Source organism: Streptomyces fodineus (assembly GCF_001735805.1).
In the GTDB taxonomy this organism is placed as follows: Bacteria; Actinomycetota; Actinomycetes; order Streptomycetales; family Streptomycetaceae; genus Streptomyces; species Streptomyces fodineus.
The window spans coordinates 7844446-7865784 of sequence record NZ_CP017248.1 but is presented as its reverse complement, the minus strand read 5'-3'; the positions used below and the strand labels follow the sequence as shown (position 1 = coordinate 7865784).

Annotated in this window: 18 protein-coding genes; 3 read left to right on the top strand and 15 right to left on the bottom strand. The window is 70.3% G+C overall.

Annotated features, from left to right (window positions below; translation table 11 throughout):
- Nucleotides 1-146 precede the first annotated feature (146 nt).
- Complete coding sequence (locus tag BFF78_RS34025; RefSeq protein ID WP_069781955.1) at nucleotides 147-1376, top strand: DUF349 domain-containing protein; 1230 nt, start codon at nucleotides 147-149, stop codon at nucleotides 1374-1376.
- Between the two features lie 315 nt (nucleotides 1377-1691).
- The gene (locus tag BFF78_RS34020; protein WP_069781954.1) at nucleotides 1692-2177 is read left to right on the top strand and encodes a hypothetical protein; all 486 of its coding nucleotides are present in this window, start codon (nucleotides 1692-1694) and stop codon (nucleotides 2175-2177) included.
- A gap of 277 nt (nucleotides 2178-2454) precedes the next feature.
- On the opposite strand, the gene BFF78_RS34015 is transcribed toward BFF78_RS34020, so the two are convergent.
- From BFF78_RS34015 to pgsA, 15 genes are all read right to left on the bottom strand, one after another.
- A complete protein-coding gene (locus tag BFF78_RS34015) occupies nucleotides 2455-4992 on the bottom strand; it encodes a RelA/SpoT family protein (RefSeq protein WP_069781953.1) in 2538 nt (845 codons plus the stop codon).
- Between the two features lie 320 nt (nucleotides 4993-5312).
- The gene (locus BFF78_RS34010) at nucleotides 5313-5852 is read right to left on the bottom strand and encodes an adenine phosphoribosyltransferase (RefSeq protein WP_069781952.1); all 540 of its coding nucleotides are present in this window, start codon (nucleotides 5850-5852) and stop codon (nucleotides 5313-5315) included.
- The gene (gene secF, locus BFF78_RS34005; RefSeq protein ID WP_069781951.1) at nucleotides 5849-6955 is read right to left on the bottom strand and encodes a protein translocase subunit SecF; all 1107 of its coding nucleotides are present in this window, start codon (nucleotides 6953-6955) and stop codon (nucleotides 5849-5851) included. The genes BFF78_RS34010 and secF overlap by 4 nt, the downstream gene beginning before the upstream one ends.
- Nucleotides 6956-6958: 3 nt before the next feature.
- Entirely contained in the window at nucleotides 6959-8749 is a 1791-nt protein-coding gene (gene secD, locus BFF78_RS34000) for a protein translocase subunit SecD (protein WP_193433593.1), read from the bottom strand.
- A 143-nt stretch (nucleotides 8750-8892) separates the two neighbouring features.
- The gene (gene yajC / locus BFF78_RS33995; RefSeq protein WP_069781949.1) at nucleotides 8893-9399 is read right to left on the bottom strand and encodes a preprotein translocase subunit YajC; all 507 of its coding nucleotides are present in this window, start codon (nucleotides 9397-9399) and stop codon (nucleotides 8893-8895) included.
- 189 nt (nucleotides 9400-9588) lie between these two features.
- The gene (ruvB, locus tag BFF78_RS33990) at nucleotides 9589-10659 is read right to left on the bottom strand and encodes a Holliday junction branch migration DNA helicase RuvB (protein WP_069781948.1); all 1071 of its coding nucleotides are present in this window, start codon (nucleotides 10657-10659) and stop codon (nucleotides 9589-9591) included.
- 26 nt (nucleotides 10660-10685) lie between these two features.
- Nucleotides 10686-11291: a Holliday junction branch migration protein RuvA gene (ruvA, locus tag BFF78_RS33985; protein ID WP_069781947.1), complete on the bottom strand. Its 606-nt coding sequence runs from the start codon at nucleotides 11289-11291 to the stop codon at nucleotides 10686-10688.
- Nucleotides 11288-11827 (bottom strand): crossover junction endodeoxyribonuclease RuvC, encoded by a 540-nt coding sequence (ruvC, locus tag BFF78_RS33980; protein ID WP_069781946.1) that lies wholly within the window; start codon nucleotides 11825-11827, stop codon nucleotides 11288-11290. The genes ruvA and ruvC overlap by 4 nt, the downstream gene beginning before the upstream one ends.
- Nucleotides 11828-11943: 116 nt before the next feature.
- Nucleotides 11944-12696, bottom strand: a complete 753-nt coding sequence (locus BFF78_RS33975; RefSeq protein ID WP_069781945.1) for a YebC/PmpR family DNA-binding transcriptional regulator — start codon at nucleotides 12694-12696, stop codon at nucleotides 11944-11946.
- A gap of 49 nt (nucleotides 12697-12745) precedes the next feature.
- Nucleotides 12746-13354, bottom strand: a complete 609-nt coding sequence (gene pdxT / locus BFF78_RS33970) for a pyridoxal 5'-phosphate synthase glutaminase subunit PdxT (RefSeq protein ID WP_069781944.1) — start codon at nucleotides 13352-13354, stop codon at nucleotides 12746-12748.
- A gap of 29 nt (nucleotides 13355-13383) precedes the next feature.
- The gene (gene pdxS, locus BFF78_RS33965) at nucleotides 13384-14289 is read right to left on the bottom strand and encodes a pyridoxal 5'-phosphate synthase lyase subunit PdxS (RefSeq protein WP_069781943.1); all 906 of its coding nucleotides are present in this window, start codon (nucleotides 14287-14289) and stop codon (nucleotides 13384-13386) included.
- A 125-nt stretch (nucleotides 14290-14414) separates the two neighbouring features.
- Nucleotides 14415-14957, bottom strand: coding sequence for a LemA family protein (locus BFF78_RS33960; RefSeq protein WP_069781942.1), 543 nt, complete (start codon nucleotides 14955-14957; stop codon nucleotides 14415-14417).
- Between the two features lie 1077 nt (nucleotides 14958-16034).
- Nucleotides 16035-17198, bottom strand: a complete 1164-nt coding sequence (locus tag BFF78_RS33955; protein WP_069781941.1) for a glycosyltransferase family 4 protein — start codon at nucleotides 17196-17198, stop codon at nucleotides 16035-16037.
- Nucleotides 17195-18103 (bottom strand): phosphatidylinositol mannoside acyltransferase, encoded by a 909-nt coding sequence (locus tag BFF78_RS33950; protein ID WP_069781940.1) that lies wholly within the window; start codon nucleotides 18101-18103, stop codon nucleotides 17195-17197. The genes BFF78_RS33955 and BFF78_RS33950 overlap by 4 nt, the downstream gene beginning before the upstream one ends.
- On the bottom strand, nucleotides 18100-18822 hold the full coding sequence (pgsA, locus tag BFF78_RS33945; RefSeq protein WP_069781939.1) for a phosphatidylinositol phosphate synthase: 723 nt from the start codon (nucleotides 18820-18822) through the stop codon (nucleotides 18100-18102). The genes BFF78_RS33950 and pgsA overlap by 4 nt, the downstream gene beginning before the upstream one ends.
- Nucleotides 18823-19064: 242 nt before the next feature.
- On the opposite strand from pgsA, the gene BFF78_RS33940 reads away from it, so the two are divergent.
- Complete coding sequence (locus BFF78_RS33940; RefSeq protein WP_069781938.1) at nucleotides 19065-21266, top strand: elongation factor G-like protein EF-G2; 2202 nt, start codon at nucleotides 19065-19067, stop codon at nucleotides 21264-21266.
- Nucleotides 21267-21339: the final 73 nt, after the last annotated feature.

Below are 21339 nucleotides of genomic sequence, written 5' to 3'. Positions count from 1 at the left end.
TGAAACCCGAGACGGTCAACAGCGGAATTTCGGTCGCGCTGGATGCGGACAGGCAACCCGCTGGTCGCCTATGTTGGCCGTGACGAAACTGTGGACGATGCCGGGGGTGCTGAGGCCCCTCGCAGGCATCATGTGGAGGAGGCGCTGTGAGCAGCGACCCGTGGGGCCGCGTCGACGAGACGGGGACCGTGTACGTGCGTACGGCCGACGGCGAGCAGGTCGTCGGTTCCTGGGCGGCCGGCTCCCCTGAGGAGGCGCTGGCCTACTTCGAGCGCAAGTACGAGGGCCTGGTTGTCGAGATCGGCCTCCTCGAGAAGCGAGTGCAGACCACCGACCTGTCGGCGAAGGACGCCCAGACCGCGATCGACCACCTGCGTGAGCAGGTGGACGCGCATCACGCGGTCGGCGACCTGGACGCCCTGAGGGGGCGGCTGGACAAGCTCGTCGAGACCGTCGAGGCGCGTCGGGAGGAGCGCAAGCAGCAGCGGGCCAAGCAGTCCGACCAGGCGCGCAAGGCCAAGGAGGACCTGGTCACCGAGGCGGAGCAGCTGGCGCAGTCCGACCAGTGGCGGGCGGCCGGTGAGCGGCTGCGCGCGCTGGTGGACACCTGGAAGGGTCTGCCGCGCCTGGACCGCAAGTCCGACGACGAGCTGTGGCATCGCTTCTCGCACGCCCGGTCGGCGTTCTCCAAGCGGCGCAAGGCGCACTTCGCGCAGCTGGACGCGCAGCGCGAGGAGGCCCGCCGGACCAAGGAGCGGCTGGTCGCCGAGGCCGAGGCGCTGTCGGACTCGACGGACTGGGGGCCGACGGCGGCCCGCTACCGCGAGCTGATGACGCAGTGGAAGGCCGCGGGCCGCGCCCAGCGCGAGCACGAGGACGACCTGTGGAACCGCTTCCGCGGCGCCCAGGACGTGTTCTTCGCGGCGCGCGGCTCGGTGTTCGCCGAGCGGGACGCGGAGCAGGCGGAGAACCTGAAGCTGAAGGAGGAGCTGGCCGAGGAGGCCGAGAAGCTCCTGCCGATCGGCGACCTGAAGTCCGCGCGGGCCGCCTTCCGCTCGATCAACGAGCGCTGGGAGGCCATCGGCCACGTCCCGCGGGACGCGCGTCCGAAGGTCGAGGGCCGGATGCACGCGGTCGAGCGGGCGATGCAGGAGGCCGAGGAGGCCGAGTGGCGCCGGACGAACCCGGAGGCACGCGCGCGTGCCGAGGGTCTGACCGGTCAGCTGCAGGCCGCCGTGGACAAGCTGAGGGCGCAGATCGACCAGGCCCGCGCCCAGGGCAACAACGCCAAGGCCGACAAGCTGGAGCGCGAGCTGGAGGGCCGCCAGGCGCTCCTGGACCAGGCACTGAAGGGCCTCCAGGAGTTCGGCGGCTAAAGAGCACCGAATAGGTTGTGGGCTGTGGCCCCGGTCCGACCGGACCGGGGCCATTTCTCGTCTCACGACGCACACCGGTAAATACTCAATTCAAGATCGTGAGGCTCGTCACGCCTTCCACGCCCCCACGCTTTATTGAATCCGGACATTCCATTAAATTTCTGAACCAATGCGGGGTGGATTTGAGCAGTAATTGAGCTATAGGAAGGTTGCTCAACATGCGACTCGACCTTTAGTGTCAGTGCTGCGGCTTTGACCAGGCCGCGCCGAACAGCGTCGTCCGTCGCGTTCGGATTGATAAAGGAATCGGGGAACATGCATATCCGCAGGGGTATAACTGCCGCCGCGCTGGCCGCCGTGACCGCTACCGCTGGAATCACCCTTGCAGCTCCGGCTGCATACGCGTCGAACACGACGTCCAGCACGGTCTACAAGTTCTATCCTGGGGGTGGCTACAAATCCACCCGCACCGGTGAGATCGACTTCGTCGTCACCACCACGCGCGACAGCAAGGGTGACCTTGTCAGCGCATCGGGCACCCTGTCCGGTCACAACAACATTCAGGGTCAGGCCCTCGGCATCAACATGAACTTCACGCAGCCCTACGCGAGCGGAAGTTCGGCCGGCTTCACCCTGACGGGGAAGGTCGTACTGCAGGCCTGCATCGCCAAGAAGCTCCCCGTCTGCGGTCCGAGCGGTACGATCACCTTTACTGATACCGTACTCAAGTACGGACCGCAGACTCCCGCCACGGCCAAGTCCAGCAACGGGAACCTGTGGCCCATCTTCAGCACTCCGTAAAGAGAACTGACCGGAGGAGAGTCAATATGAAGCCTCTCTGGGCAAATTTCTCAGGCCTCATTCTGGGTATTCTGCTGGCCCTGACCGGCGTCGGATATCTGTCGACGGAGCCGGGGAAATCTGGATGGACCATCGCTCTGGGGGCCCTACTGGCCGGGTCCGGTCTTTTCTTGGCCGCCAAATATACGGTACGCCTTCGACGAACACGCTGAAGCGCTAGACAAAACGCTCGGCTGGGATTTCCCAGCCGAGCGTTTTGCATGGGCGAGGCACGTGGCTACGACCGGCTGCGTCCCGACGTCACGCGGTAGACGTCGTACACGCCCTCCACGCCCCGTACGGCCTTCAGGACGTGGCCGAGGTGCTTCGGGTCGCCCATCTCGAAGGTGAACCGGGAGGTGGCCACCCGGTCACGGGAGGTCTGGACGGCCGCGGAGAGGATGTTGACGTGCTGGTCGGACAGCACGCGGGTGACGTCCGACAGCAGCCTGGAGCGGTCCAGCGCCTCGACCTGGATGGCGACCAGGAAGACCGAGGACTGGGTGGGCGCCCACTCGACGTCGAGGATCCGCTCCGGCTCACGGGACAGCGACTCGACGTTGAGGCAGTCGTTGCGGTGAACCGATACGCCGCTGCCCCGGGTGACGAACCCGATGATCGGGTCGCCCGGTACCGGCGTACAGCAGCGGGCCAGCTTGACCCACACATCGTCGACGCCCTTGACGACGACACCCGGGTCCGCGCTGGAGCGGCGCTTGCGGCCGCGGGTGCGGGACGGCGGGACCGTCTCGTCGATCTCCTCCGTGGCGGCTTCCTCGCCGCCCAGGGCCTGGACCAGCTTCTGCACGATGTGCTGCGCGGAGACATGGCCCTCGCCGATCGCGGCGTACAGCGCGGAGATGTCCGAGTACCGCATCTCGTGCGCGAGCGTGACGAGGGAGTCACCGGTGAGGATGCGCTGGATCGGGAGGTTCTGCTTGCGCATCGCCCGTACGATCGCGTCCTTGCCCTGCTCGATCGCCTCGTCCCGGCGCTCCTTGGAGAACCAGGCGCGGATCTTGTTACGGGCGCGCGGCGACTTGACGAAGCCGAGCCAGTCACGGGACGGTCCGGCGCCGGGCGCCTTGGAGGTGAAGACCTCCACCAAGTCACCGTTGTCCAGGGTGGATTCGAGCGGTACGAGCCTGCCGTTGACCCGTGCTCCTATGGTGCGGTGGCCGACCTCGGTGTGGACGGCGTACGCGAAGTCGACGGGCGTGGCACCCGCGGGCAGCGCGATGACATCGCCCTTGGGGGTGAAGACGAAGACCTCGTTGCGGGACAGGTCGAAGCGCAGGGACTCCAGGAACTCGCCCGGGTCCTCGGTCTCCTTCTGCCAGTCCAGCAACTGCCGCAGCCACGCCATGTCGTTGATGGCGTCCTTGTCCTTGCCGGAGGCCTTGGGCACGTCCGTACGCACCTTGGAGGCGCCGGCGACGGCCTCCTGCTTGTACTTCCAGTGCGCGGCGATGCCGTACTCGGCGCGGCGGTGCATGTCGAAGGTGCGGATCTGCAGCTCGACCGGCTTGCCGTTGGGCCCGATGACCGTCGTGTGCAGCGACTGGTACATGTTGAACTTGGGCATCGCGATGTAGTCCTTGAACCGGCCGGGGACCGGGTTCCATCGCGCGTGCACGGTGCCGAGGGCGGCGTAACAGTCGCGGACCGTGTCGACAAGGACACGAATACCCACCAGGTCGTAGATCTCCGCGAAGTCACGGCCGCGGACGATCATCTTCTGGTAGACGCTGTAGTAGTGCTTCGGGCGGCCGGTGACGGTCGCCTTGATACGGGCGGCGCGCAGGTCGGCCTGGACCTCGTCGGTCACTATGGCCAGGTACTCGTCACGCTTCGGCGCCCGTTCGGCCACCAGCCGTACGATCTCGTCGTACATCTTGGGGTAGAGGATCGCGAACGCGAGGTCCTCCAGCTCCCACTTGATGGTGTTCATGCCGAGGCGGTGGGCGAGCGGCGCGTAGATCTCCAGGGTCTCGCGCGCCTTCTTCTCCTGCTTCTCACGCTTGAGGTAGCGCATGGTGCGCATGTTGTGCAGGCGGTCGGCGAGCTTGATGACCAGGACGCGCGGGTCCTTGGCCATCGCTACGACCATCTTGCGTACGGTCTCGGCCTGCGCGGCCTCACCGAACTTGACCTTGTCCAGCTTGGTCACGCCGTCGACGAGCAGGGCGACGGTGTCGCCGAAGTCGCGGCGCAGCTGGTCGAGGCCGTACTCGGTGTCCTCTACGGTGTCGTGCAGCAGCCCCGCCATCAAGGTCGCCGGGTCCATGCCCAGCTCGGCCAGGATGGTCGTCACGGCGAGGGGATGCGTGATGTACGGGTCGCCGCTCTTGCGCTTCTGGCCGCGGTGCCAGCGCTCGGCGACCTGATAGGCGCGCTCGATCTGGCGGAGCGTGGAGTTCTCGATCTTGGGGTCGTTGCTGCGCACTATCCGCAGCAAGGGCTCCAGGACCGGGTTGTACGGATTGGCTCGCTGGACGCCCAGGCGGGCGAGGCGGGCGCGGACGCGGTTGGAGGAGCCGGTGCGGCCGGGCTGGCCGACGGGCTGACGCACCACGGGGGGTTGTGCCGGGCGCTCGGGCGGGGCCGGCTTGGGACGTGCGGCCTCGGCAGCCTTCTCGACGGGCGCGGACTGGGCGTGCTCGATCGGCCCGCGGGTGTCGTTCTTCGCGTGGGACGCGTTGGGCGCGGGCTTGGCCGCGGGCGCCGAGCCGGGCTCGGGCTTGGCGGCGGTCAGTGGCTGGGCCTCGTCTGGCAAGAGGGCTCCTCCGTGCGCGATCCGGGTCCCCCGGTCAGGCTCCGGAGACCCCATGGTAGCGATCCTGCGGCTGGTCATCGCCTTCAGCCGGAAGTGAGGACCGTCTACCTGTGCAACGCGGGGGGCTTCCGCCGGATTCCATCAGGTGGATTCCGGGTGCTCGGGGGGCGTGCGGTGGGTGTCCCGCGGGTGGCACCTGCGGGGCGCTTCCGCCGTCAGGAGGGCCACCCGCACCCGACGACGCATGCCGCGCCGGTGCTGCGGGTGGGAAACACGAAGCGGCCTACGGCGAAGCCGAGGCCGCTCGTGCAGCGACGTGCTCAGACCTGGAGGAGCGCCTCCAGCGGTGCCCCGTCCAGCGTCGGCTCCAGTCGGGCACGGCCGCCCAGGAAGCCCAGTTCCATCAGGACCGCGAGGCTGGAGACCTCGGCGCCGCCGCGCCGGATCAGCTGGATCGCGGCCTCGGCCGTACCTCCCGTGGCCAGGACGTCGTCCACGATCAGGACCCGGTCACCGGCGGCCAGATCCTCCGCGTGCACCTCGATCTCCGCGGAGCCGTACTCCAGGTCGTACGCCTGGCGCAGCGTCGCTCCGGGCAGCTTGCCCGCCTTGCGGACCGGGATGAAGCCGAGGCCCGCGCGGACGGCGACCGGGGCGCCGAGGATGAAACCGCGGGCCTCCAGGCCGACGACCTTGGTCGCGCCGGTGTTCTCGGCGATCTCGGCCAGCGCGTCGGTGAGCGCCGTGAACGCGGCCGGGTCCGCCAGCAGCGGGGTGATGTCCTTGAACATCACGCCCGGCTCGGGGTAGTCGGCGACGTCACGGATACGGCTGAGCAGCAGCTCTCGGATGTCTGTCATCGGCGCTTCCCGGAGGGTCGGCCGCGGCCCCGGTTACGGGACGCGGGCTGGTTACGGGGGCCCACGACGGCGGGGGCGGCGTCGGAGTCGTCGGCGACCGCGGCGCGGTCCGCAGCGAGGTCCTCCTCGGCGGCGGCCTGGGCACGCTTGGCCAGGACCCGCTTGGTGAGGGCCTTCATCGCCGGCTCGCGCTCCTTGAGGTCCGCGACGAGCGGGGTGGCGATGAAGATCGAGGAGTAGGCGCCGGCGGCGAGGCCGACGAAGAGCGACAGCGAGATGTCGTTCAGCGTGCCGGCGCCGAGGAAGCCACCGCCGATGAACAGCAGACCCGCGACCGGCAGCAGGGCGACGACCGTGGTGTTGATCGAACGGACCAGGGTGCCGTTGATCGACTGGTTGGCGATGTCGCTGAAGGTGAACCGGGTCTGCTTGGTGATGTCCTTGGTCTGCTCCTTGAGGCTGTCGAAGACGACGACCGTGTCGTAGAGCGAGTAACCGAGGATCGTCAGCAGACCGATGACCGTACCGGGCGTGACCTCGAAGCCGACCAGGGCGTAGATACCGGTCGTGATCGTGATGTCGTGGATCAGTGCGACCAGGGCCGCCACGGCCATGCGCCACTCGAAGGCGATGGCCAGGTAGATCACGACGAGGACCATGAAGATGCCCAGGCCCTCCCAGGCCTTGTTGGCGATCTGCTCGCCCCAGCTCGGGCCGACCAGGTCGGCGGCGAGCTTCTCGGGGTTGAGGTTCAGGTCCTTGGCCAGTTCCTGCTTGATCCTGTCGGACTGGCCGGTGTCGATGCCGGCGATCTGGATGCGCAGGCTGCCGTTGCCGAGCTTCTGCACGATCGCCTCATGGCCGGAGGCGTCCTTGGCGTACGTCTCCGCCTGGGCCACCGAGGTGCTCATCTTGGTCGGCGTGGTGAAGACCGCGCCGCCCTTGAACTCGATGCCCATGTTCAGCCCGCGCACCGCCAGGCCGACGATGGCCGTGATGGTGATCAGGATGGAGATGCCGTACCAGATCTTGCGCTTGCCGACGAAGTCGTACGAGATCTCGCCGCGGTGCAGTCGAGCGCCGAGGTTGCCGAGTTTCGACATTGCTCAGGCCTCCTTCGGGTCGACAGAGCCGGCAACAGGACCGGCTGGACGGCGGGTGCGGCGCAGCGGCGGCTTGGCACCCAGACTCTGCGGGTCCAGGCCGGACCACTTGTGGCCGTTCGCGAAGAACTTGCGGCGGGCGAGCAGCGTCATGAGCGGCTTGGTGAAGAAGAAGACGACGACCACGTCGAGCACGGTGGTCAGGCCGAGCGTGAACGCGAAGCCCTGGACCTTGCCGACGGTCACGATGAACAGGACGGCGGCGGCGAGGAACGACACGAAGTCGGAGACCAGGATGGTGCGCCGGGCGCGCGGCCAGGCCCGCTCCACGGCGGGGCGCAGCGAGCGGCCCTCGCGGATCTCGTCCCGGATGCGTTCGAAGTACACGATGAACGAGTCCGCGGTGATACCGATCGCGACGATGGCGCCGCAGACGGCCGGCAGGTTCAGCGCGAAGTGGATGGCCGGGCCGAGCAGCGACATGATCACGTAGGTGAGCATCGCGGAGACCAGCAGCGAGGCCATGGCGACGATCGACAGACCGCGGTAGTAGACCACCAGGTAGATCACGACCAGGGCGAGGCCGATCGCGCCGGCGAGCAGACCGGCGTGCAGCTGCTCACCGCCGAGCGCGGCGGTGACGGTGGTGACCGACTGCTCCTGGAAGGACAGCGGCAGGGCGCCGTACGACAGCATGTTGGCGAGGCCCTGGGCGTCCTGCTGGGTGAAGCTGCCGGAGATCTCCGCCTGGCCGCCGGTGATGGCCTGCTGCACGAACGGGCTGGAGACGACCTCGCCGTCGAGGACGATGGCGAACTCGTTCTGCGGGGTCTGGTTCTTCGCCAGCTGTCCGGTGACATCCGCGAACTTCTTGGAGCCGCTGGAGGTGAAGTTCATGACGACCTGCCAGCCGGAGGCACCCTGGGTGTCGAAGCGCGCAGCGGCGTTCTTCACATCGGTGCCGTCCACGGCGGCCGGGCCGAGCACGTACTTGTACCAGACCTTCCTGATCTGGCCGCAGGCCACCGTGGGCTCGCCGGGCTTGGTGGCGCCGCCCACCTTGGCCCGCTGGTCGGGCTTGGTGCAGTTCAGGGTGGCGTACTGGGCCTGGAGCTTGGCGGCGGCCGAGCTGCCGCTGCTCGCGGAGGCCGAGGGGGTGGCCGACGGCTTGCCGCTGCCGGGGGCGGAGGGGCTCGGCGAGGGGGTGGAGCCGGCCTTCAGCGCGTCGCTGACGGCACGGCCCTGGGAGGTCGCCGAGGCCTTGGGGGACGCGGTGGAGGACGAGGAGGCCTTCTCCTTGGAGGAGGCGCTGCTGGAGGGGCTCGCGCCCGGCTTCGGCGAGGAGCTGCCGCTGGGGGAGGCGCTCGGCGAGGGGCTCTGCCCGGCGGGACCGCTGGGCTCGCTGGCCAGGACCGGGCGGAAGTACAGCTTGGCGGTGGTGCCGACCTGCTGCTGCGCCTCCTTGGAGTTGGTGCCCTTGGGGATGTTGACGATGATGTTGTCGGTCCCCTGGGTCTGCACCTCCGCCTCGGAGACACCGAGGCCGTTGACACGGCGGTTCATGATGTCGACCGCGGTGTCCATGTTGGCCTTGTTGATCGCGGACCCCTGGTCGGCCTTCGCCTTGAGCGTGATGCTCGTACCACCGGCGAGGTCGATGCCGAGACGCGGAGTGGTGTTCCCGGAGAGGAACATGCCTCCGGTCAGCGCCACGATGGCGATCAGGATGAGGGCCAGCGAGCGCCCTGGCTTGCTCTGGGCACTCGCGCTCCGGCCCCTCTTAGGTGCTGCCACCTTCTCGTACTCCCTCTCGGGCCGCCCCGCGCCCGGTCGGCGCGGTCGGCCATGACATGGTGTCGGGCTGTTCCGTACGGGAAACAGACGCCCGGTGGTGCGCGGGGCGTGATTATGCCGCCTGGCGCACCACCGGGGCGTGACTACTTCGCGTCGGAGTCGCCGTCGGTCTTCTTCGGCTCGTCCTCCGCCTTGGCCTCGGCGGCCTCGGCCGCGTCGGTGCCGTCGTCTTCGCCAGCGTCCTTCTTACCGAGGTCGACGGCCTTGTCGTCGGAGGCGGCGGCAGCGGGCGAGTCGGACTCGTCGGTCTCGGTGAGGGAGGAGGCGTCGTCCGGGACGATGTCGGCGTCGGACTTCAGGTCGTGCTCGATGCCGTGGACGATGCGGTTGTACTCGTCGTCGCTGAGGACGGCGCCGATCGCGTTCTTGGCGAAGAGGAGATCGACACCCGGACCGGCATCGAGGAGGACCGTGTCCTCGTTGACCTCCTTGACCGTCGCGTACATCCCCCCGATCGTGCGGACACCGGAGCCGGGCTGCATCTCGTTCCGCATGTTGGCGGCCTGCTGCTGCTTCTTCTTGGCCGAGCGCGTCATCAGGAACATGGCCGCGATGAGCACGATGAAGGGGAGAAGGGTAAAGGCATTCACGGGACGGGGTTTCCTTCGCGCGACCGCGACGGAGAGCGGCCTTTTTGATGGGGGTGTGGTCGGCGCCACCCGCAAGGGCGGCATCGGCGGAGTCTAAGCGAGTCCGCGCGCATGGAACAACGCTCAGCATGGCACCTGAGTTCCTGTCCGGGCCATTGCCTTCGCCGTCCCATGTCCATCATGACGCCGTCAGGCCCCGAACAGGTCCTGTTGACCGGTCCCCCCGGTCGCCGGGCGGGGCGGGGTCAGCCCGAGGTGCGCCCAGGCGGCCGGCGTGGCGACCCGGCCGCGGGGGGTGCGGGCGAGCAGTCCTTCCCGGACGAGGAACGGTTCGGCGACCTCCTCGACGGTCTCCCGCTCCTCCCCCACGGCGACGGCGAGCGTGGACAGGCCGACCGGGCCGCCGCCGAAGAGCTTCAGCAGGGCCTGGAGGACGGCGCGGTCGAGGCGGTCGAGGCCGCGCGCGTCGACTTCGTAGACGGCAAGGGCGGCCGCGGCGATCTCGCGGGTGATCAGGCCGTCCGCCTTGACCTGCGCATAGTCGCGGACGCGGCGCAGCAGGCGGTTGGCGATGCGGGGCGTGCCGCGGGAGCGGCCGGCGATCTCGGCGGCACCGTCCGGCTCGACCTCGACGTCCAGCAGGTTCGCCGAGCGGTGCACGACCCGTTCCAGTTCGTGCGGCTCGTAGAACTCCATGTGCGCGGTGAAGCCGAAGCGGTCGCGCAGCGGCGGCGGCAGCAGGCCCGCGCGCGTGGTCGCGCCGACCAGGGTGAAGGGGGGCAGTTCGAGGGGGATGGCGGTGGCGCCGGGGCCCTTGCCGACGATGACGTCGACGCGGAAGTCCTCCATCGCCATGTACAGCATCTCCTCGGCCGGCCGGGACATGCGGTGGATCTCGTCGAGGAAGAGGACCTCCCCCTCCTGGAGGGAGGAGAGGATCGCGGCGAGGTCGCCCGCGTGCTGGATGGCCGGGCCCGAGGTGATCCGGATGGGGGCGCCCATCTCGGCCGCGATGATCATCGACAGGGTGGTCTTGCCGAGGCCGGGCGCACCGGAGAGCAGCACATGGTCGGCGGTGGCGCCACGCGCGCGTGCGGCGCGCAGGACGAGGTCGAGCTGTTCGCGGACCTTCTCCTGGCCGATGAACTCGCCGAGGTCCTTGGGGCGCAGGGCGGCCTCGACGGCCTGGTCCTCCCCGTCGGCGGACGCACCGACGAGCCGCTCGGAGGCGGTGGTGTCGGTGGTGTCGTCCCAGTTCATATGCGTGTGCCTCGATCGTCGTGGGGTCAGCGGGCGCGGTTCAGGGTCTGCAGGGCGGCCTTCAGCAGCTGCCCGACCTGCGGGGTGCCGCCGGCGGCCTCGGCCTGGGGCGCCACGGCGGTGACGGCCTCGTCCGCCTCGCGGGTGGCGTAGCCGAGGCCGATGAGGGCCGCGTGCAGCTGGTCGCGCCAGCCCTGGGTGACCGGGACGCCGACCACGGGGGCGCCGATGGGTTCGCCGAGCCGGTCCTTCAGCTCCAGCAGCAGTTTCTGCGCGCCCTTCTTGCCGATGCCGGGGACGGCGATGAGGGCCTTCTCGTCACCGGTGGCGACGGCGCGGCGCAGCGCGTCCGGGGTGTGCACGGCGAGCATGGCCTGGGCGAGGCGCGGGCCGACGCCGCTCGCGGTCTGGAGCAGCTCGAAGACCTGGCGCTCGTCGTCGTCGGCGAAGCCGTACAGGGTCAGCGAGTCCTCGCGGACGACCAGGGAGGTGTGCAGCTTGGCGGGCCGGCCGACGCGGAGCGTGGACAGCGTGTTCGGTGTGCACTGGACGGCCATGCCGACGCCGCCGACCTCGACGACCGCGGCGTCCGGGGCGAGCGCGGCGACCGTGCCGCTGACGAAGGCGATCATGCCGTACGGCCTTTCGTTGCGTTGACTGTGTGGCGGGCGACCGCCTGCTGGAGCCGGTTCTGGGCGGGGGCGCGCCAGATGTGGCAGATGGCGAGCGCGAGGGCGTCGGCCGCGTCGGCTGGCTTGGGCGGCGCGGAGAGCCGGAGCAGCCGGGTCACCATGGCGCCGACCTGCGCCTTCTCGGCACGGCCGGAGCCGGTGACGGCCGCCTTGACCTCGCTCGGGGTGTGCAGCGCGACGGGGATGCCGCGACGGGCGGCGCACAGCATGGCCACGGCGCTGGCCTGGGCGGTACCCATCACCGTACGGACGTTGTGCTGGCTGAAGACGCGCTCGACGGCGACGATCTCGGGCCGGTGCTCGTCCAGCCACTGCTCGATGCCCTGCTCGACGGCGAGGAGGCGGTGGCTGAGATCTGCGTCCACGGGAGTGCGGACGACACCGACGCCGAGCATGGTGAGCGGGCGGCCCGCGACCCCCTCGACGACGCCGACACCACACCGGGTCAGCCCCGGGTCCACCCCCAGTACGCGCACGCGCCCCTCCCTCCGATCGGCTGCCGATCGCCTGTTCGTGCAGGCTATCGGGTGCCACTGACAAAGCGACGGGCCGACGGGGTGTGTCCCGTCGGCCCGTGGGCAAGCCGTGCGCGTTACGCGTCGACCTTCTCCATGATCTCGTCGCTCACATCGAAGTTGGCGAAGACGTTCTGCACGTCGTCGCTGTCCTCGAGAGCGTCGATCAGCTTGAAGATCTTCTTGGCGCCCTCCTCGTCCAGTTCGACCTGGACGGACGGCACGAAGCTGGACTCGGCGGAGTCGTAGTCGATGCCGGCCTCCTGGAGGGCGGTGCGGACCGCGACCAGGTCGGTGGCCTCGCTGATGACCTCGAAGGTCTCGCCGAGGTCGTTGACTTCCTCGGCGCCCGCGTCCAGGACCGCACTGAGGACGTCGTCCTCGGACAGCTCGCCCTTGGGGACGATGACGACGCCCTTGCGGCTGAACATGTACGACACGGAGCCCGGGTCGGCCATGTTGCCGCCGTTGCGGGTCATGGCGACGCGGACGTCGGAGGCGGCGCGGTTGCGGTTGTCTGTGAGGCACTCGATGAGCACCGCGACGCCGTTGGGGCCGTAGCCCTCGTACATGATCGTCTCGTAGTCGGCGCCACCGGCCTCGAGACCGCCGCCGCGCTTGATCGCGGAGTCGATGTTCTTGTTCGGCACCGACTGCTTCTTGGCCTTCTGGACGGCGTCGTAGAGCGTCGGGTTGCCGTCGAGGTCGACGCCGCCCATGCGCGCCGCGACCTCGATGTTCTTGATCAGCTTCGCGAAGAGCTTGCCGCGCTTGGCATCGATCACGGCCTTCTTGTGCTTCGTCGTGGCCCATTTAGAGTGGCCGGACATCTGCCTGTCTCCTTCGCGTAACCAATCTCTGTACGGAACTCCAGAGATCCTACAAGGACTCGGGTGCCCGATCGGCGCGCACCATGTCGACGAACAGGGAGTGCACGCGGTGGTCGCCGGTCAGTTCAGGGTGGAACGACGTGGCGAGTACGTTGCCCTGGCGGACGGCGACGATGTGGCCGTCGTACTCGGCGAGCACCTCGGTCTCGGCGCCGACGGACTCCACCCAGGGGGCGCGGATGAAGACGCCCTCCACAGGATCGCCCGTGATGCCCTTCACGTCGACCGCGGCCTCGAACGACTCGTTCTGTCGTCCGAAGGCATTGCGGCGCACGATCATGTCGATGCCGCCGATGGTCTCCTGGCCCGAGCGCGGGTCGAGGATCTTGTCGGCGAGCATGATCATGCCCGCGCAGGTGCCGTAGACGGGCATGCCGTCCCGCACGCGCGCGCGGAGGGGCTCCATCACGCCGAAGAGGATGGCCAGCTTGGAGATGGTGGTGGACTCGCCGCCGGGCAGGACGAGGCCGTCGACCTCGGCGAGTTCCTCGGGGCGCCGCACCGGCCTGGCCACGGCGTCCGCCGCGGCCAGGGCGATGAGGTGCTCCCGTACGTCGCCCTGGAGGGCCAGGACGCCTATGACGGGTGCGTCAGTCATGTGTTTCGCGCAGTCCTCTGAGGGTGCAATTACCAGCCGCGGTTCGCGTAGCGCTCGGTCTCGGGGAGGGTGTCGCAGTTGATGCCGACCATGGCCTCGCCGAGGTTGCGGGACGCGTCCGCGATGATCTTCGGGTCGTCGTAGAAGGTGGTCGCCTTCACGATGGCGGCGGCCCGCTTGGCCGGGTCGCCGGACTTGAAGATGCCGGAACCGACGAACACGCCCTCGGCGCCGAGCTGGCGCATCAGGGCCGCGTCGGCCGGGGTGGCGACGCCGCCGGCGGAGAAGAGGACGACCGGGAGCTTGCCCAGCTCGGCGACCTCCTTGACCAGCTCGTACGGGGCGCGCAGCTCCTTGGCGGCGGCGTACAGCTCGTGGTTGTCGAAGCCGCGCAGCTTGGCGATCTCGTTCTTGATCTGCCGCAGGTGGCGGACGGCCTCGACGACGTTGCCGGTGCCGGCCTCGCCCTTGGAGCGGATCATCGCGGCGCCCTCGGCGATGCGGCGCAGGGCCTCGCCCAGGTTGGTGGCGCCACACACGAACGGGGTGGTGAAGGCCCACTTGTCGGAGTGGTTGACCTCGTCGGCCGGGGTGAGGACCTCGGACTCGTCGATGTAGTCGACACCGAGGGACTGCAGCACCTGGGCCTCGACGAAGTGGCCGATGCGGGACTTGGCCATGACCGGGATCGAGACGGCGTCGATGATGCCCTCGATCATGTCCGGGTCGGACATACGGGCCACGCCGCCGTCCTTGCGGATGTCGGCCGGGACCCGCTCCAGGGCCATGACGGCGACGGCGCCCGCGTCCTCGGCGATCTTCGCCTGCTCCGGCGTGACGACGTCCATGATCACGCCGCCCTTGAGCTGCTCGGCCATGCCGCGCTTCACGCGGGCGGTGCCGGTCTCGGGAGCCTGGTTCTCGATGGTGGACACGGGTGACCTCACTGAAGGGAAAGAGGGTTACTGCCTCACCGAGGAAACGCGAGTGGACCAGGCCACAGCAAGGGCCAATGGCAAGCCGGTGGATCCTTTTCGTCCAGGGAGGATTCCCCTGGGGTTCAGGCGGCCCGCTCCACCAGGGCCGCGGGGGGCTCGTCGTCCATCTCGAAGGCCAGCGGGAACGGGGCGTGGCCGGCCAGCCGGAACCAGCGGACCTTGCGGTGCTCGCGGAGCCTGCGAGCGGCTCCTACGGCGTCGTTGTGGAAGCGGCGGGCCATGGGGACCCGGCGCACCGCCTCGGCCAGCTCACGGGCCGCTTCCTCGCCTCCTGGGGCCTCCCTGACGGCCTCCACCTGTGCCGGGTCCCCGAACACCGCGCGCAGCGCCTGGCTCAGCTCGCTCTCGGCGACCTCACGCTGCTCCTCCTCGGCCTGCCGGGCCGCATGCGCGGCCTCGTACAGCACGATCGAGGCGGCCGGGTCCAGCACGCCCGAGGTGGCCAGTTCCTGCGCGACGGAGGCCCGGCGCAGCAGCTGCGCGTCGAGCGCGGCCCGCGCGGCGTCCATCCGCACATGGAGCCGGTCCAGCCGCCCGGCCGTCCAGCTCAGGTACACGCCGATCGCGAGGAGCGCGACAAGGATCCAGATGAGGGTTGCGGTCACGCCGGAAGGCTATCGGCTGCCCACAAGCGCCTTTCACGGCAATCCCGCACCGGTTCCGGCCCGCCGCGCACCGCCTTGAGCACTGCTGCGGGAGGTCGGAGCTGGGCGCGCGGCGAACCTGCGGGTGCGTGGGAGCGGCCCCGGCCCGGTTACGGCTGCCGTGCGTGCGGAGTGGCGGGGGCGCCGGGGGCGTAGTTGGACGGACTGCACTCGCAGGCCCCCGAATCATCCAGGCCGTCGCGGCACTCGCGGGCACAAAGGCGGGCCGCGCGGCGCCGGCCGCGGTGGGGCTGGGCACTTCACCGCCACGAGCCGACGCGCCCCGCGGGAAGCCGCCGGGCCCTAGCGGCCCTGCACTCGTGGCCCGCGAAGCGTCCGGGCCGTCCTGGGACTCGCCGACACACAGGGCGGACGGCCAGCGCGGCGCCGCGACGGGGGGCACTATCACCGACACGAGCCCGACACACCCCCGCGGGGAACCGCCAGGGCCCTAGCGGCCCTGCACTCGCGGCGCGCGAAGCGTCCGGGCCGTCCTGGGACTCGCCGACACACAGGGCGGACGGCCAGCGCGGCGCCGCGACGGGGGGCACTATCACCGACACGAGCCCGACACACCCCCGCGGGAAGCCGCCAGGGCCCTAGCGGCCCTGCACTCGCGGCGCGCGAAGCGTCCGGGCCGTCCTGGGACTCGCCGACACACAGGGCGGACGGCCAGCGCGGCGCCGCGACGGGGGGGCGGGGCACTCGATCGACACGAATCCGACCCGCCCCACGGAGCGGCACGGGAGCCGTCGGGCGTTGAAGACCGGTACTCGCGGCCCCGCCGAACGTCCGCCGTCCCGGCACTCGCGGGCCGAGGGGCGGGCCCGCGCCGCGCAGGGCCGTGCACCCGACCAACACGAGCCCGACCCTCAGCCACAGCCGTCCAGGGCCCCCGACCCACGCGCCGCCTCAGCCCGAGCCACGGCTCGTCCCCTGCCACCGCAACCCGCGCAGGCCCGGCCCAGCCCAGCCTCGGCCCGCCCTCTGCCACCGCGAGCCACGCAACAGCCGGCTGCCCGCCCCGTGTTCGCAGGCTCAGTCCCGGGCCAGGCCGAAGCGGGCGCGGAAGCCCGTTGTGCGGTCGTCCGCGGCGACCGCTGCCGTGCCGGTCGTGACCGTCTCGTAGACGGAGAGGATGTCCGCGCCGACCGTCGACCAGTCGAAGCGCCGCACATGGGCGCTGCCGCGATCGCGCAGTTCGGTTCGCCGCTCGGGGTCCTGCAGCAGCCGTACGGCCGCCTCGGCGAGCGCCTCGGCGTCCTCGTTGGCGAAGAGCTCGCCGGCCTCGCCCTGGTCGAGGACCTGCGCGAAGGCGTCCAGGTCGGAGGCGAGCACGGGCGCGCCGGCGGACATGGCCTCGACCAGGATGATGCCGAAGCTCTCGCCGCCGGTGTTGGGCGCGACGTAGAGGTCGACGCTGCGCAGGAAGCGCGCCTTGTCCTCGTCGCTGATCATGCCGAGGAACTCCACGCGCGTGCGCAGCTCCTTCGGGAGGTCCTCCACGGCCGCCTCCTCGTCGCCCCGGCCGGCGACCAGAAGGCGCGTCTGCGGGCGAGCCGAAAGGATCTTCGGCAGCGCCTTCATCAGCACGGGCAGGCCCTTGCGGGGCTCGTCGATACGGCCGATGAAGCCGATGGTGTCGCCCTGCCACTCCGGTTTCGGCCCGGCCTTGGCGAAGAAGTCCACGTCGACGCCGTTGGGGATGACCACCGCGTCCCCGCCGAGGTGCTCGACCAGGGTGCGGCGGGCGTACTCGCTGACGGCGATCCGGGCGCTGATCTTCTCCAGGGCGGCCTGGAGGATGGAGTACGCGGCGATCATCGCGCGCGAGCGCGGGTTGGAGGTGTGGAAGGTCGCCACGATCGGGCCGGAGGCCGCCCAGCAGGTCAGCAGGCCCAGCGAGGGCGAGGTCGGCTCGTGGATGTGGACCACGTCGAAGGCGCCCTCGTGCAGCCAGCGCCGTACCCGCGCGGCCGACAGGAAGCCGAAGTTCAGGCGGGCCACCGAGCCGTTGTACGGCACCGGGACCGCGCGTCCGGCCGAGACGACGTACGGCGGCAGCGGGGTGTCGTCGTCGGCCGGTGCGAGCACGGAGACGTCGTGGCCGAGGCGCAGGAAGTACTCGGCGAGGTCCCGGATGTGGAACTGGACACCGCCGGGCACGTCCCACGAGTACGGGCAGACGATCCCGATTCTCACAAGGGTCCCTTCGCGGGGTCGAGGTCGGCGAGCCACAAGCGCTGGAGCATGTGCCAGTCCTCCGGATGGTCGGCGATGCCGGTGGCGAAAGCGTCGGCCAGCGCCTGTGTCATGACAGACGTCTTCTCGCCCCGCGTACCTGACTCGGGTACCTCTACGGGGGGATGTACGCGGCCCTGCATGACGGGCGAGTCGTCGTACCAGAGGGTGACCGGCATCAGCAGCGCGCCGGTCTGCTGGGCGAGCAGGGCCGGGCCCGCGGGCATCCGGGTCCGCTCGCCGAAGAAGTCGACCTCGACGCCGGAGGCGGACAGGTCCCGGTCGGCGACCAGGCAGACCAGTCCGCCGTCGCGCAGCCGCCGGGCGAGCGTGCCGAAGGCGGAGCCGCCGCTGTGCGGCAGGACCTCCATGCCGAGCCCCTCGCGGTAGGCGACGAAACGGTCGTACAGGGTCTCGGGCTTCAGCCGCTCGGCGACCGTCGTGAACGGCGTCTGAAGCTTGGTGACGACCCAGGCGCCGGCCAGGTCGTAGTTGGCCATGTGCGGCAGCGCGAGGATCACGCCCTGGGGGGCGGCGAGCCCGTCGGTGAGGTAGTGCACGTCCTTCGGGTCGAAGCCGGTCCGCACACGTTCGCGGCTCCAGGCCGGCAGCCGGAAGGACTCCATCCAGTAGCGCAGGTACGAGCGCATGCCCGCGCGGGACAGCTCGCGCAGCCGCTCCGGGCCGGCGTCGGGCAGCACGCGCGCGTAGTTCGACTCCAGGCGCTGTACGCCCTTGCCGCGCTGCTTCCAGGCGAGGTCGGCTATCGTGCGGCCGAGGCGGACCGCGACGGGTTCGGGGAGCTTCTTGACGGTGCCCCAGCCGGCGCCGTACAGCGCGTCGGTGAGCCGTTCGGCGGCGCTCATTTCGCGGCCTCGCTGGGGCTCTGCGGGGCCGCGGCGGCCTCGGCCTCGGCGGATTCGCGGCGGACGGTGACGACCCGCTGGATCAGCGTGACGAGGCTGCCGACGGCGACGATCCACAGGGCGATCGGCAGCAGCCACTGGATGCCCGGCACACCGAACTTGTGCAGGCCCGCGAGACCGGCCGCGACCAGCGAGATCACCAGCCGCTCGGCGCGCTCGACGAGCCCGTTGACGGCGACCGGCAGCCCGATCGACTCGCCGCGCGCCTTGGTGTACGACACCACCTGGCCGCTGGCCAGGCAGAAGATCGAGACGGCGCACAGGACGTTGTTGTTGCCGTTGCCCGCGTACCAGAGGGCGAACCCGCCGAAGATCGCGCCGTCGGCTACCCGGTCGAGGGTGGAGTCCAGGAAGGCGCCCCAGCGGCTGGAGCGGCCCAGCTGGCGGGCCATGTTGCCGTCGACCAGGTCGGAGAAGACGAACAGGGTGATCACGACCGTGCCCCAGAAGAACTCGCCCCCGGGGTAGAAGACCAGCGCTCCCGCGACCACACCGGCCGTGCCGATGAGCGTGACCGTGTCGGGGCTCACCCCCCGGCGGATGAGAAACGCGGCGAACGGCGTGAGGACACGCGTGAAAAACGCACGCGCGTACTTGTTCAGCATGGCCTTCCCGAGGGTCGGTGTCGCCGCGGCCCTGGTGGCCTCCGGCTGGCCCATCGTAGCCACGCGCGCGTGTGCGTGACGGGCGGGCACCCGCAGCCCGTGGAGACGAGCCGGCGTGCGCCCCGTGCGCGGGGCGTCCGTGGCGCGATCGGGGCCCGTGCCTGTCGTTCGTATGGACGCAGCGTGACGGGAGTGGAAAGCTCGAATAACCGCGGGCGTCGCCGGAGCCGCCACATCACGCGGGTCCTGCGGGTCCGCGCCCACACATGACCTCACCGTGCACGGGAGGCAGGATCATGGGCGACAAGGCACAGACACACCACCCCGGGGCCGCCGGCAGGGCTCTTGAGGCCGACCAGCCCGCGTCTGTACGGAATGTGGTGCTGGTCGGCCACTCCGGTTCCGGCAAGACGACTCTGGTGGAGGCCCTCGCGCTGAGTGCGGGGGCGGTGAACCGGGCGGGCCGCGTGGAGGACGGCGGCACGGTCTCGGACTACGACGAGATCGAGCACCGGCAACAGCGCTCCGTACAGCTGTCCCTGGTGCCCGTCGAATGGGACGGCATCAAGATCAACATTCTCGACACTCCCGGATACGCCGACTTCGTCGGGGAGCTCAGGGCCGGTCTGCGGGCAGCGGACGCGGCCCTCTTCGTCGTCTCGGCCTCGGACGGCGTGGACGGCTCCACGCGGATGGTCTGGGAGGAGTGCGCGGCCGTCGGCATGCCGCGCGCGATCGTGATCACACACCTGGAGGCCGCGCGCGCGGACTTCGAGGAGATGACACGTACCTGCGCCGAGGCCTTCGGCGGCGACGACCCGGACGCGGTGCTGCCGCTGTATCTGCCGCTGCGCGGCCCCGAGGGTCCCGACGGGCACGCGCCCGTGACCGGGCTGATCGGGCTGCTGTCGCAGAAGCTGTTCGACTACTCGACCGGGGAGCGCAAGGAGTCCGAGCCCGGCGAGGACCAGTTGCCGGACATCGAGGAGGCCCGTAACCGGCTCATCGAGGGGATCATCGCCGAGAGCGAGGACGAGACCCTCATGGACCGCTATCTGGGCGGTGAGCAGGTCGACGTCAAGACGCTGATCCAGGACCTGGAGCGGGCCGTCGCGCGCGGCTCGTTCTATCCCGTCCTGGCGGCCGCCCCCGCGGCCGAGGGTGCCCGGCAGGGGCTCGGCACGATCGAGCTGCTGGAGCTGATCACCCGCGGGTTCCCGACCCCGTTCGAGCACCCGTTGCCCGAGGTCACCACCATCGAGGGCAAGGGGCGCCGGCTGGAGCCGTGCGACACCGGCGGCCCGCTGGTCGCCGAGGTCGTCAAGACCTCCTCCGACCCCTACGTCGGCCGGGTCTCGCTGGTGCGCGTCTTCTCCGGCACCCTGCGCCCCGACCAGACGGTGCACGTCTCCGGGCACGGGCTGGCCGACCGCGGCCACGAGGACCACGACGTCGACGAGAAGGTCGGCGCCCTGTCCATGCCCTTCGGCAAGCAGCAGCGCCCGGTGACGCACGCGGTCGCCGGCGATCTGGTGTGCGTGGCCAAGCTCGGCCGGGCCGAGACCGGGGACACGCTCTCCGCGAAGGACGACCCGCTGCTGATGGAGCCCTGGCGGATGCCGGATCCGCTGCTGCCGCTCGCGATCGAGGCGCACAGCAAGGCCGACGAGGACAAGCTCTCGCAGGGCCTTGCGCGGCTGGTGGCAGAGGATCCGACGATGCGGCTGGAGCAGAACCAGGACACCCACCAGGTGGTCCTGTGGTGCCTGGGCGAGGCCCACGCGGACGTCGCCCTGGAACGGCTGCGCAGCCGCTACGGCGTCCAGGTCGACGTCGTCCCGCACAAGGTCTCCCTGAGGGAGACGTTCGCGAACAAGGCCAGTGGGCGCGGGCGGCATGTGAAGCAGTCCGGCGGGCACGGCCAGTACGCCATCTGCGAGATCGAGGTGGAGCCGCTGCCGGGCGGCTCGGGCATCGAGTTCGTGGACAAAGTGGTCGGCGGCGCCGTACCGCGGCAGTTCATCCCGTCCGTGGAGAAGGGCGTACGGGCGCAGGCCGCCAAGGGGGTGGCGGCCGGGTATCCGCTGGTGGACGTGCGGGTCACACTGCTGGACGGCAAGGCGCACTCGGTGGATTCCTCCGACGCCGCCTTCCAGACCGCCGGCGCGCTGGCGCTGCGCGAGGCCGCGGCGGACACGAGGATCCACCTGCTGGAGCCGGTGGCCGAGGTGTCCGTATTGGTCGGCGACGACTACGTGGGCGCGGTGATGAGCGACCTGTCCAGCCGGCGTGGCCGGGTGCTCGGCACCGAACAGGTGGGCTCGGGCCGGACCGTGATCCGGGCCGAGGTGCCCGAGTTCGAGATCGGCCGGTACGCCGTCGACCTGCGCTCGCTGTCGCACGGCACGGCCCGCTTCGACCGCTCCTACGCCCGGCACGAGCCGATGCCACCGCAGATCGCCGAGCGGATCCGCGAACAGGCGGGCGACAACGGGTAGTTCACGACCTTGCGCCGGGGGCACGGGCGGGCGGCTTCGGCCGTCCGCCCGCGGGTTGTCGGTGGCGGCGGAT